Origin of the sequence: Hymenobacter sp. AT01-02 (assembly GCF_000961955.2) — a bacterium.
Taxonomy (GTDB): domain Bacteria; phylum Bacteroidota; class Bacteroidia; order Cytophagales; family Hymenobacteraceae; genus Hymenobacter; species Hymenobacter mucosus.
Genome location: NZ_JZIR02000076.1, coordinates 1 through 12,094 on the forward strand (window position 1 = coordinate 1; position 12,094 = coordinate 12,094).

At 57.2% G+C, this 12,094-nt stretch carries 11 protein-coding genes and 1 pseudogene; 1 reads left to right on the plus strand and 11 read right to left on the minus strand.

Features of this window, described 5'->3' with window-relative positions:
* Positions 1-372, plus strand: a 372-nt coding sequence (locus VI25_RS18730; protein ID WP_045689134.1) for a DUF2867 domain-containing protein, incomplete at its 5' end; no start/stop codon positions are given.
* A 158-nt stretch (positions 373-530) separates the two neighbouring features.
* Here VI25_RS18730 and VI25_RS27920 read toward each other — a convergent pair.
* The 11 genes and pseudogenes from VI25_RS27920 to VI25_RS18775 all read right to left on the minus strand — a co-directional run bounded on the left by VI25_RS27920 (position 531) and on the right by VI25_RS18775 (position 12,086).
* Positions 531-767: a hypothetical protein gene (locus tag VI25_RS27920; protein ID WP_262489981.1), complete on the minus strand. Its 237-nt coding sequence runs from the start codon at positions 765-767 to the stop codon at positions 531-533.
* 8 nt (positions 768-775) lie between these two features.
* The gene (locus VI25_RS18735; RefSeq protein WP_262489982.1) at positions 776-2,071 is read right to left on the minus strand and encodes an aldehyde dehydrogenase family protein; all 1,296 of its coding nucleotides are present in this window, start codon (positions 2,069-2,071) and stop codon (positions 776-778) included.
* An 89-nt stretch (positions 2,072-2,160) separates the two neighbouring features.
* On the minus strand, positions 2,161-3,213 hold the full coding sequence (gene fbp / locus VI25_RS18740; protein WP_045689135.1) for a class 1 fructose-bisphosphatase: 1,053 nt from the start codon (positions 3,211-3,213) through the stop codon (positions 2,161-2,163).
* 240 nt (positions 3,214-3,453) lie between these two features.
* On the minus strand, positions 3,454-3,927 hold the full coding sequence (locus tag VI25_RS18745) for a nuclear transport factor 2 family protein (RefSeq protein WP_045689136.1): 474 nt from the start codon (positions 3,925-3,927) through the stop codon (positions 3,454-3,456).
* Positions 3,928-3,952: 25 nt separating this feature from the next.
* Positions 3,953-5,314 carry an MFS transporter gene (locus VI25_RS18750; protein ID WP_045689137.1) on the minus strand — a complete coding sequence of 454 codons (1,362 nt, stop codon included), beginning with the start codon at positions 5,312-5,314 and terminating at the stop codon, positions 3,953-3,955.
* A gap of 73 nt (positions 5,315-5,387) precedes the next feature.
* Positions 5,388-6,044 carry a ketohydroxyglutarate aldolase gene (locus VI25_RS18755; RefSeq protein ID WP_045689138.1) on the minus strand — a complete coding sequence of 219 codons (657 nt, stop codon included), beginning with the start codon at positions 6,042-6,044 and terminating at the stop codon, positions 5,388-5,390.
* Positions 6,045-6,099: 55 nt separating this feature from the next.
* Positions 6,100-6,306: a PfkB family carbohydrate kinase gene (locus tag VI25_RS27925; protein ID WP_201783331.1), complete on the minus strand. Its 207-nt coding sequence runs from the start codon at positions 6,304-6,306 to the stop codon at positions 6,100-6,102.
* The gene (locus tag VI25_RS18760; RefSeq protein WP_201783332.1) at positions 6,300-7,109 is read right to left on the minus strand and encodes a sugar kinase; all 810 of its coding nucleotides are present in this window, start codon (positions 7,107-7,109) and stop codon (positions 6,300-6,302) included. The genes VI25_RS27925 and VI25_RS18760 overlap by 7 nt, the downstream gene beginning before the upstream one ends.
* Before the next feature lie 75 nt (positions 7,110-7,184).
* Positions 7,185-8,621 carry a glucuronate isomerase gene (gene uxaC, locus VI25_RS18765; RefSeq protein WP_045689140.1) on the minus strand — a complete coding sequence of 479 codons (1,437 nt, stop codon included), beginning with the start codon at positions 8,619-8,621 and terminating at the stop codon, positions 7,185-7,187.
* A 224-nt stretch (positions 8,622-8,845) separates the two neighbouring features.
* Positions 8,846-10,496: pseudogene (locus tag VI25_RS18770) on the minus strand (UxaA family hydrolase).
* A gap of 57 nt (positions 10,497-10,553) precedes the next feature.
* Positions 10,554-12,086, minus strand: coding sequence for a tagaturonate reductase (locus VI25_RS18775; RefSeq protein ID WP_045689141.1), 1,533 nt, complete (start codon positions 12,084-12,086; stop codon positions 10,554-10,556).
* Positions 12,087-12,094: the final 8 nt, after the last annotated feature.

The following is a 12,094-nucleotide window of genomic DNA, read 5'->3' on the forward strand; positions in this document are numbered from 1 at the left end:
CTACTTGATAAGCTGGTGGGCGGCCCGGGGTTGCGGCGGGGGCGCCGCTCTCCTACCCGCCTCCGGGCCGGCGACCCGCTCGACTTCTGGCGCGTACTCGTTGCCGACCGCACGAGTCGCCGCCTACTGCTCTACGCCGAGATGAAACTCCCCGGTGAAGCGTGGCTACAGTTCCGCATTCTCGACAATCCCGACGGCTCTCACACCCTGGAGCAGTTGGCGGCCTTTCGTCCGCAGGGGGTGGCGGGGCGGCTGTACTGGTACTCGCTGGTACCGTTTCACTTCATCATCTTCCGGGGCATGATTGAGAACATCGTGCAATACGCCGCTCCCTCGCCAAAGCAACTTGCTTTGCAAGCTGCCAGGGCGTAGGCAAAGTGGAATGCTACTACAGCAAAAAGCCACCCTCCCAAACGAAACGCAAAACGCGCAGTTTGAGAGGGTGGCTTTAGCATATCATCCTCCTGCTAGCTAGAGCAAGAACCTCAGCCCTTGGCTTTACTTAGAGTTAGAGTGAGCTGACCTCGGCTTTAGATTTTCTCAGGCAGCAGCAGAGCATCTTCGAAGTTACCCAGAATAGCTTTCTCGCCCTCAGTTACGGCCTCCACCAGCAGAGCCCCGCCCACAAAGGCACCCTTCCAGGATTCGCCCATGCCGCCGAACACCTCTTCCCGGTCGCCGCGGGAACGAAGCTTGTTGATTCCCATTTTAAAGGCGCGCACTTCCTTGGCCGTGCGCTGCGCCCACTTCTCATCGTCGGAAGCCAAGGCGCCCACTAGGCTCCGTTTGAAATGTTCATCTCGCCTACCAGCTCCTCCACGCGGTCAACCAGCACAATGCTGTCGATGGGACCAAAGGGCTCCTTAAAGTACAGCTCGCTCTGGCGGGGCAGGTTGACTAGGGCCCGCGGCGCACGGTAGGCCGAACGGTCCTGGCCGGGCAGGAACAGGCTGTCGTCAAGCTTGCCTTCGTAGATGGGCGTAGCGCCAGTTTTCAGCGCGTCGGCGTAGAGACGGTCTAAGTCTTCAGCCTGGGCTTTGTTGATAACGGGACCAAACGCCAGCTCTGGCAGCTTGTCGTCGGGGCTGTCTACCAGCGTGGGGTTGCCCACTTTCAGGCCTTTAATAGTATTCCAGTAGGTTTCTACGAACTGCGGGAACAGGCTCCGCTCTACTACAAAGCGCACATAGGCCGTGCAACGCTGCTTACCGTAGTCGTAACCCTTCTTGAGCTGATCAGAAAGACCATCCCAATCAGAGAAATTCCAGATGCCGTAGGTGTTCACGCCTTCCATTTCCAGCATGTAGCGCTTATGCTCCTGGCTTAGTGCATCGGCAATGTTGCGTCCGTTGTAGCGCCCGCCCACGAAGGAGAGGCAGTCTACCGCATCATGTTTCACCAGTACGTCGCTCAGTTCGCCCCCCGAGCCGCTAACCAGCGTTACGGGCAGGCCACAGCGGCGAGCAATAGCAAAAGCTAGGCTTAGAGAAATAAAGCCTCCATCGGTAGGCGTCTTGGCAATAACGGCGTTGCCGCACAAGGCCTGCACTAGCACCGCATGCAGCAGCACCGACATGGGATAGTTCCAGGAAGCAATGTTGCTCACCAGGCCCAGGGGCTTGCGGTTGCCCAGCATGCTCTCAATGTTGTCTACGTACCATTGCACGCCATCAATAGCGCGGTCGATGTCGGTGAAACCCAGCTTGTAGGTTTTGCCGATTTCCCAGATTAGCAGCTTGCCAATCAGCTCTACATGGGGGCGCAGCTGGTCGAGGCAGTCTTGCACGCGGCGTTTGCGCTCATCCAAATCCGTAGCGGCCCAGGCCGCAGCCTCTTTCTTCGCCGACTCCACAGCACGCAGGGCTACTTCCCGGCTGAGCATGGGCAGCGAACCAATTTCCGAGCCATCGACGGGCGAAATGAACGGGCGCGGCTTGCCGGGCTCTTGCCAGCGGCCTTCCAGCAGGTTCAGAAAACCTGTGCCGTCGGCAGTGAATATTTCGGGAGTAACATTCTTGGTTTGTTGCAGCAAAAAGCTGAACTCCACCTGTGGTGAAACGATTTTAGGCATGGCGAGGAGAGAAGCAGTCAGTTCTTAGTTTAGGAAATCCTGCTTCCTAAAGAGGATTATTTTGGATTTGTTTTGAACGCTGCCGCTAGTTACACTGCCGCCGTGGCTCCTGCAACTACCGGCTGCTCTTGCTCTACGGCGCCTACACTCTTGGTAAGCAGCAAGTTTACCATGCTGGAAGACCCTACAAACAACGGGGTGCGCTGGTGAAATTCTGTAGCCACAATATCCAAGATGGGCCCATGCTCCGATTCGGCAGTGCCACCGGCCTGCTCAATTAGGAAGGCTAGCGGGAAGGCTTCGTACAGCACGCGCAGCTTGCCACTAGGGTTTTTTGACGTGGGCGGGTACAAATAGATTCCCCCTGTGAGCAGGTTGCGGTGATAGTCTGCCACCAACGAGCCCACGTAGCGGCCGCTTTGCCCCTGGCGCTTGCACTGCATCAGGTAGTCGCGCACGTACTGGGGGTAGTCGAACCAGTAGCCCTCGTTGCAGCTGAATACCGTACCAGAAGTAGGGATGCTAATGCTGGGGTGAGAAAGGAAGAATTCGCCTAGGGAGTTTTCGTAGGTGAACCCGGCTACCCCGTGGCCAGTGGTGTACACTAGCATGGTGCTGGAGCCGTACAGGATGTAGCCGGCCGCCACTTGGCGCCGCCCACCCTGCAAGAAATCCTCGCGCGTGGCGTCCTCTCCCACCGGCGACACCCGACGGTAGATGCTGAAAATGGTCCCGATGCTGATGTTGACATCAATATTAGAGGAGCCATCCAGCGGGTCAATAGCCACCACGTACTTGCCGTTGCAGTTACCGGTATGAATGATGTCGTCCTCTTCTTCGGATAGCACTGCGCACGCCTCACCGCCGTTGGTAAGAGCCCGAATGAAGCGGATGTTCGCTTCCACATCCAGCTTCTGCTGCGCCTCACCTTGCACATTCTGCTGGCCCATGGCCCCAATAATGCTGGTCAGGCCTGCCCGGTTTACTTCCCGGTTTACAATCTTGCCGGCCAACGCAATGTCGCGCAGCAACTGACTCAACTCACCAGTGGCAAACGGAAACTCGGCCTGTTTGCGCATAATGTAGCGCTCCAAGGTGGTTCCAACTGGCTGGGCTATAGCATTTTCCTTTGTAATACTCATGGCATGAACAGGATACGGTGAGGCCACCAGAATTGCGGCAGCATTCCGAGCGGGTAGTGGCCCCTAACTTCCACTTCCGCCCGAAAGCCGCCGCGTATTCTGTTGGATGAGCTGAATGATTTAGAAAGTAAGTCGTCGTTGAGGGCAGGAATGCACTGCCTGCGTTGGGCGTGCAGCACCCTTGAGTTTGCATAGGACCTCACTTCCTGAATTGGAAGCTACCAGTGTCCCGGCCTATAATTAGCTTTTGACTTCGGGCTGTTTCTGGGACTGCCAGAGCACTACCTGCCATCCCTTCTTGGGGTCCTTTATTTGCACTACCACGTATTTCAAATGGGCCAGATTGGGCGTGCCATCGGGCTTATTGGGCAACGTGATGGTAATTGTACCGTTCACCACGGCGGCCTTACCGTCGTTGTACGCACGCACGTTCAGGGTTTCCACGTCGATTTTATCGTACTGGCTTTTTCCGTCGCGGATGCTTTGGATATACTCCTGCTTGTTGTTTTGCTTGCCGTTGGAATGGGTGTACACCAAGTCGTCGGCAAAAACCTTTTCAAGAATGGTGTAATCCTTTTTCACCTGAGCCTCAAACCGTTGACGCTCCAATGTTTCTACCTGTTTGGCAGCCGCAACGTCATTTTTGGATTGGGCAAAGGCAAGGATAGGCAGGGCCAGCCACAGCAGGGCCAGCAACACATGGTTCTTTTTCATAGCTCAGAAAGACGAAAGCAGGAGGTTATTCCGCGGCCGAGGTGGTACTATCTAGGTCAATTTGCTTCATGCGGGGCGCCAGGAAGTGCATCAGCACCCAGGCCAGCAGGTAGGCCCCGCCGCAAATCCAGAACATGATGAAGTAAGCTTTGTCGAGTTGCCCGATGCTTTCGTAATACACAAACATGCGCTTCTGCACCAAGGCCGAAAGCAGAATGCCACCTAGTCCGCCGGCCATGCCGCCAATACCCGTAACCGAAGCCACGGCCCGCTTCGGGAACATGTCCGATACGGTGGTGAAGATATTGGCGCTCCAAGCCTGGTGTGCCGCCGCCGCAATACCAATCACCAGCACGGCCAGCCACATATTGATCTGCCCGAGCTGCTGGGCAAACACGATGGGGAACACGCAGAGAGCAATGAGGAGCATGCTGATTTTGCGAGCCTTGAATGCGGGCCAGCCATTCTTGATGAAGTTCATGGGAATCCAGCCACCCCCAATGCTACCTATACTAGACAGCACGTACACCATGGCTACGGGTACGGCCACTTCGGTACCTTTCAAGCCGTACTGCTTATTGAGGAAGTCGGGCAACCAAAACAGGTAGAACCACCAGATGGGGTCGGTCAGGAACTTGCCAAGCACGAAGCCCCAGGTTTGGCGGAAAGTCAGCAGCTTGAACCACGACACCTTGGGTTTGGTCTCTATGGAGGCGGCCGCCAGATCATCTACGTCGCTGTGAATGTAGTCGAACTCAGCTTTGGTCAATTTGGCGTGGCGTGCAGGCACCTCGTAGAGCATAAACCACAGCACCAGCCACACAAAGCCAAGCGCGCCCGTGATGACGAAGGCCCACTGCCAGCCGATTGTCTCGGCAATGAGGGGCACCGTCAGCGGGGCAATAATAGCGCCCACGTTGGACCCTGAGTTGAAAATACCCGTAGCCAAGGCGCGCTCCTTCTGCGGAAACCACTCGGCGGTGGTTTTGATGGCCGCCGGGAAGTTGCCGGCTTCCGTTACGCCCAAAAAGGCACGGGCAACGCTAAAGCCCAGGGTACTACTCACAAAGGCATGCCCAATGGCCGACAGGCTCCACAGGAAGGTAGATACGGCATACCCCATCTTGGTTCCAAGCTTGTCGATTACGCGGCCTACCCCAAGCATACCCAAGGAATAGGCTAGCTTAAAGGCAATTTCAATGTTGGCGTAGTCGCCGGCATTCCAGCGAAACTCGGTTTCCAGGTAAGGCTTAAGCAGAGATATAACAGCCCGGTCGAGGTAGTTTACCGTGGTGGCAAAGAACACCAAGGAGCAGATGGTCCAGCGGTATTTGCCAATGCTGGTGGCCGTGGGAGTGGCCGCAACAGCGGGTGGGGATTGTATCATCGAATTCAGGAAAATTCGGTGGGAGATACTATGAAAAGGCAACGGTCATCGCCCAAGCAGCAGGGTGGGGTTCCTACTTTTTAAGCGTGCCTACAAAGGCGAGCAGGCTGGCAATTTGCTGGCGCAGCGCCTCAGTATCGTCGGCATTCTTGAATAGCTGGGAGCCCATCCCAACCACGTTGACGCCGGCCTGAAACCACTCGCGCAAGCTTTCTTCCGTGGGCTCTACCCCACCCGTTACCATAAGTGGCACGGTAGGCATAGGGCCGCGCAGGCTTTTGATGAAGCCCGGCCCAACTACATTGCCCGGAAATATCTTCACAATGGCCGCCCCTAGTTGGGTAGCCCGGTATACTTCTGCCACCGTCATGGTGCCGGGCAGCCAAGGCGTGCCATGCTGTCGGCATACCTCCGCTACTTCTTCCGTTAAGCACGGCTGTACCACAAAGGCCGCACCGGCCTGAATAAACCGCTCCGCATCGGCGGCGGTGTAAATAGTGCCAATGCCGAGGAGCATGTCCGGGCAGTTTTCGTGCGCAAAGGCTACTAGCTCGGTAAACACGTCAAAGGCATTGGCGCCACGGTTCGTAAACTCGAAGACGCGTAGTCCGCCCGCGTAGCAGGTTTCCAAGATACGCTTGGCGTAAGCGGCATCGGCATGATAGAACACCGGTACTACGGGGTAGCGCAGCACGGTTTCCAGGGCGTCGGCAGATAAAATTCGGGACATGGAAGGAAGATAGAACCCAAGGGCGCAGCCCCCAGGCAATGGAGTTCAGAGTGAGTTAGCGCAGCAAACGGCCGGTCGTGTTGCCCGCCATGATGTGCTCGACTTCGGCCGCTGTCACCAAGTTGATGTCGCCGGAAATGGTGTGCTTGAGGGCGGAAGCGGCCGTAGCGAAGGTAAGAGCCTCCGTAACAGTAGAATAGGTCAGTTGTCCGTAGATAAAGCCCGAAATGAAGGAGTCGCCTCCACCAATGCGGTCTACCACAGGTTGATGTCAAAGTCCTCCGTTTCGTAATAGTCGCCTTCCACGTATGCCAGGCCGCGAATTCGCTCATGCGAAGCGCTTTGGGTGTTGCGGCGGGTAGCAATTACCTGCTTGATCTGGGGAAAACGCTGCACTAGTTGCTGGCTCATCGACACGAAGCTGTTTTCGGCGCCGGCTTCGGCTTTGATGCCAAACAAGTCCTCGGCATCGCCTTCGGTGCACACTACCATGTCGCAGCCGGCTACTAGCTCAGGCATCACGTCTTGGGCACGCTGCCCATACTGCCACAGGTTGCGGCGGTAGTTCACGTCGGCCGACACGGTGAGCCCCAGGCGGCGAGCGGCGGCAATGGCCTCTTTAGTAGCCTGCGCGGCCGTAGCCGAAATGGCGGGCGTGATGCCCGTCCAGTGCAGCCACTGGGCATTTCCTAGAATCTTGTCCCAATCAAACCACTCGGGTTGCAGGTTGGCAAAGGCAGAATCATACCGGTCGTAAACGATGCGGCTCGCGCGCAACGACGCGCCTACTTCTAGGAAGTAGAGCCCCAGGCGCTGGCCTTGAAATACGCAGTGCTGCATATCCACGCCGTGGTGCTGAAAATGCTGCGCCGCTGCGTGCCCTACGGCATTATCAGGAAAGCAGCCGGCGTGGGCAGCCGGCATGCCTAAGTACGCTAGTGCCGCAGCCACGTTAGCATCCCCGCCACCGTAGGTAATATCCAACGAGTGTGCCTGCGACAACCGCAAATTTTGCGGCGGGGAAAGCCGCATCATGATTTCACCAAAGGTGACAACTTGCTTCATGGAGGAAGGAGAGAATCGTGTTGACCATTCTGCAGCGGCTGGCGCCCCCGAACGGTCTACTAGGAACGAGCGGGGCTATACTACCGCAGTTTCAATGGGCGCCGCCACGGTAGCGAAACCGAAGTACTCTTTGGCGTTGCCGTAGCAGATGTTCTGCACAATACCACCGAGCAGTTCCAGGTCTTCGGGCAGCTCGCCGTTTTCCACGTCGTTGCCGAAGAGGTTGCACAGCACGCGACGGAAGTACTCATGGCGCGGGTACGAGAGGAAGGAGCGCGAGTCGGTGAGCATGCCTACAAAGCGGCTTAGCAGGCCCATATTCGAGAGGGCGTTGATCTGCTTTTCCATGCCATCCTTCTGGTCCAGGAACCACCAGCCCGAGCCGAACTGTACCTTGCCTGCTACTGAGCCGTCGTTGAAGTTGCCAATCATGGTGGCAATCAGCTCATTATCGGCCGGATTTAGGTTATAGATAATGGTTTTGGCTAGCTTATCCTGCTCATCGAGGCGGTTGAGGAAGGAAGAAAGAGCACGCCCCTGGGCGAAGTCGCCAATAGAATCCCAGCCCGTATCGGGGCCGAGCTGGCGCAGCATGCGAGTGTTATTGTTGCGCAGTGCCCCCAGGTGAAACTGCTGGGTCCAGCCTTTCTCCCAGTCCATCTCCGCCAGCAAGACCAGCATGGCCGATTTGAACTGCAGTATTTCCTGCTCGCTCAGCGCCTGCCCACCCCGCACGCGGGAGAAGATCGTGCTGATTTCGGCCTCAGTGTACGCAGCCGCGTAGATTTGCTCTAACCCGTGGTCGGAAAGACGGCACCTAAGGGTAGCGAAAAAGTCGTGGCGCTGGCGCAGGGCGGCTTCCAAGTCGGCGAAGGTGCGAATGTCTACCCCCGCTGCTTGCCCCAACTTGTCGAGGTAAGCGTTGTAGCTGGCAGCATCCTCAGGGGCCATTGCCTTATCGGGGCGGAAGGTAGGCAGCACTTGCACCTCAAAGTCGGTTTCCTGGAGGGCACGGTGGTAATCCAAAGAATCGGCGGGGTCGTCGGTGGTGCATAGGGTTTCCACGTTCATCTTGCGCAGCAGGTTCTGCACGGAGTACTCGGGCGTACGCAGCAGCGCGTTACACTGGTCGTAGATGCGGCGGGCGCTGTCTTTGTTCAGTAGCTCCGTGATGCCGAAGTAGCGCTGCAATTCCAGGTGGGTCCAGTGGTACAAAGGATTGCGCACCGTCTGTGGCACCGTTTCGGCCCACTTCTCAAACTTTTCCCAATCGGAGGCATCCCCGGTGATGTAACGCTCTGGTACGCCATTGGTGCGCATAGCCCGCCACTTATAATGGTCGCCGTAGAGCCACACCTGCGTGATAGTATCAAACTGCTTGTCTTGCGCAATTTGGTCGGGCAGCAGGTGGTTGTGGTAGTCGATGATGGGCATCTGCTTGGCATACTCGTGGTAGAGTGTGCTGGCCGTGGCCGTTTGCAGCAGGAAGTCGTGGTTGAGGAATGGCTTCATGGTCAACTAAGATGGTTGGGTAGCCCTCAGAAGCGGGTATGGGTAGTGAGTAAAGGTATCCAGATGCGGGCAGCTTCTGACCAGTTTAGAACCGTATTCCCTTGGTTTTTTAACGGAAACGATTACGGTAGGTGCGCCGCCGGAAGGCAGTGGTTTAAGGCGCTTACTAAAGCGAGCGACAGGCTAGTTTTGGCAAGCGCCCCAAACAAGGTGAAAGCTGGGTATTACAGAGAAACTCCGCGTTTCCACGGAATAAAGTCGGTTTGGCCGTGGCGCACGGCGGCAACTTCCTCACCACTGGCTACACGAACCACGTAGTCCAGAATTCGCTCCCCGGCCTGCTCAATGGTTTCTTCCCCGTCGATGACGGTACCGGTGTTCAAGTCAATGATATCGGGCATGCGCTTGGCCAAGGCCGTGTTGCTCGAAATCTTAACCACGGGTGCAATGGGGTTGCCGGTGGGCGTGCCCAGGCCAGTAGTGAACAGTACTACCGTGGCCCCCGAGCCTACCTCCGCCGTGGTAGACTCCACGTCGTTGCCGGGAGTACACAGCAGGTTGAGCCCCGGCTGGGTTACCGGCTCGGGGTAGTCGAGCACGGCTACCACGGGCGAGGAGCCGCCCTTGCGCGCCGCTCCCGCCGACTTCATGGCGTCGGTAATAAGGCCGTCGCGAATGTTGCCCGGCGAAGGATTCATATCGAAGCCAGATCCCACGGCCACGGCCGAGTCTCCGTAGGCTTTCATGAGGGAGCTGAACCGCTCGGCGGTGGCCGTATTTACGCTACGGTCTACCAGCTCCTGCTCTACCCCGCACAGCTCCGGAAACTCAGCCAGGATAACGGAGCCCCCTAAAGCCACAAGCAAGTCCGACACGTGACCCACGGCTGGGTTAGCCGAGATACCCGAAAAACCATCGGAGCCGCCGCACTCCAGCCCAATGCAAAGCTTGCTCAGTGGCGCTGGCTGGCGCGTCTGCTGATTAGCCAACATCAGGCCCGCAAAGGTTTGGCGCAGGGCAGTGCTCACCAGGGCTTCTTCGGTGCCTATTTTCTGCTGCTCCAGAATGTAAAGCGGCTTCTGGAAATTGGAGCTGCGCTTGTTAATTTCGTCCTGCAACATGCTCACCTGCGCGTTTTGGCAGCCCAAGCTCAGTACCGTAGCACCAGCCACGTTGGGGTGCGTAATATAGCCGGCCAGTAGTCCGCACAGGGTTTGAGCATCTTGGCGGATACCGCCGCAGCCCCCCTCGTGGCTTAAAAACCGGATGCCGTCTACGTTCGGAAATAGCTTGGGCTTGTGCTGGCCGTTCTCCGCCGAGTGCAGGTCCGTGGCCAGAATTTCCTCTACCGACTTGCCAGCTTGCATCAGCGAAATCAGCTCCTGGGTTTGGGGCTGGTAGCTCTTGCGGCGGGCGTAGCAAGGTCATTTACTAAGGCTTCTTCCAGCACCTGAATATTGCGGTTTTCGCAGAATACCAGTGGAATCACCAGCCAGTAGTTGGCCGTGCCTACGCTGCCATCGGCGCGGTGAAAGCCCATAAACGTGCGTTCCTGCCACTTGCTTACGTCGGGCACGGGCCACTCGGCGCGGCGCTGGTGGTGCTCGTCGTAGCTGTCGGTAGCGTGGCGCATGTTGCTAGTCGTGAGCAACCCACCTACCCCAATGGCTTCGCGGGCTTTACCTACCAGCACCCCATACATATGCACAGGTCGCCGGGAGCGAGAAATTGCAACGCCAGTTTGTGCTTGGCCGGTATCTTTTCGGTAGTCGTGACGGTGATGCCATCCCACGTGACGGGCGTGCCAATGGGCAGGTCCGTGAGGGCTACCAGCACGTTATCGTCGGGGTGAATTTTGGCTACCAAATGTTTCATTGGAGTATTTTCTAAAGTGATGTTCTGACCGTACAACTTTTCCGGGAGAGGATGAGTTTACACGGCCACATTTTGCGCCACAGTGCGGTTAAGCGTGTGGGCGACGGTAGTACGGGCGCCGTGCTCAAGGATTTTTTCCAGGTAGCGCGTTACGCCAGCCGTAAACCCAGGTAGCGCCGACAAGTCGTGGCCCCACAAGGCTTGGTTTTGCAGCACAGTGTGGGTGAGTTCTGCGGGTTCCAGGCGGGCCCACAGGTCGGCGAAGTAGCCCGCCTTGTCGTCCTGAATTTCATAGGACTGGCCGTTTGCCTCCCCATACCACGTGCCTCCCTCCTGCCGGGTAGCGCGCATAAAGCCCAGGTAAGCGGCAAAGCCCAAGGCCATGTAGTGTGGTACCGCCTTCAGCTTCTGGTAATAATGCAGCAGCGTGGGCACGTTACGCATCTGCATTTTGGCCGTGTAGTTCATGGAAATGGACAACCACCGGTGCTCAATGGATGGGTTGCGAAACCGGTCGAGCACTTGCATGCCGAAGCGCTGCCCCATTTTTTCGTCTACCTGATAGGGAATGCCGGGTAGCAAATCTGCCAGCATCAGGTTGTGCACAAAGCCTGCTAGGTTGGCATCTTCCATGGCCTCGCGCACCGTAGTAAAGCCCGCCAAATGAGCCAAGCCGCAGCTCAGGGTGTGGGTACCGTTCAGCAGGCGAAGCTTCAGCTCCCGAAACAGGTTGATGTCAGGCTGAACAATCACGCCAGCATCTACCTGCTCAAACGACAGAATCTCCTTAACCCGGGCGTCGCCCTCAATGGCCCAGAGCGTGTATACCTCCGACATAGTCAGCAACTCATCTTCGTAGCCCAGCTCAGCGGCTAAGACGGCCTGGGTAGCCTTATCAGGGCGGCCGGGCACAATGCGGTCTACCAGGGAGTTGCACACCTGGTTGGCCGTTTCCAGCCAGTCGATGAACTCTGCATCCAAGCCGTTGCGGTGCGCTTGCTCCAGCAAAATGGCTTCCAGCTTGGTTCCATTATCCGGAATTAGCTCGGTAGGGACAATGACGAGACCTTTGTCCTTGGCGCCCGCAAAGGCACGGTAGCGGGCCAGCAGAAACGCAAGCAGCTTGCCGGGAAACGACTGGGGCGGGCTCTGGCTAATGTCGTCCGACACGAGCTGAATGCCGACTTCCGTGGTATTAGAAAGTACCACTTGCAGGTCTGGATTGGCCGCGCAGGCCAAGATGTCGGCCCACTGGCTTTTCGCCGACAACACCCGGCTGATGGCCGAGCAAACGACGTTTTCGGATATCTCACGGCCGTCCTCAATGCCACGGATGCCGAGCGTGTACAGACCATCTTGGCGGGTAAACGCATCAATGTCACCACCGTCGGTGCTTTTCACAACGACAATGCGGCCGTTGAAAACACCTTGGCGGTTCGCCTTGTCAATGAGGTAGTCAGGTAGGCCGCGCAGCAGCACGCCCGTACCAAATTGAAGAACTTTCTCGGGGAGTTCCAGCAGAGCGGATGAGGGCAGCGCAACGGTGGTTGCGGGCGCTTGGGAAACCAGGTGTCGGGATAAGTGCGGCATGGTTAAAA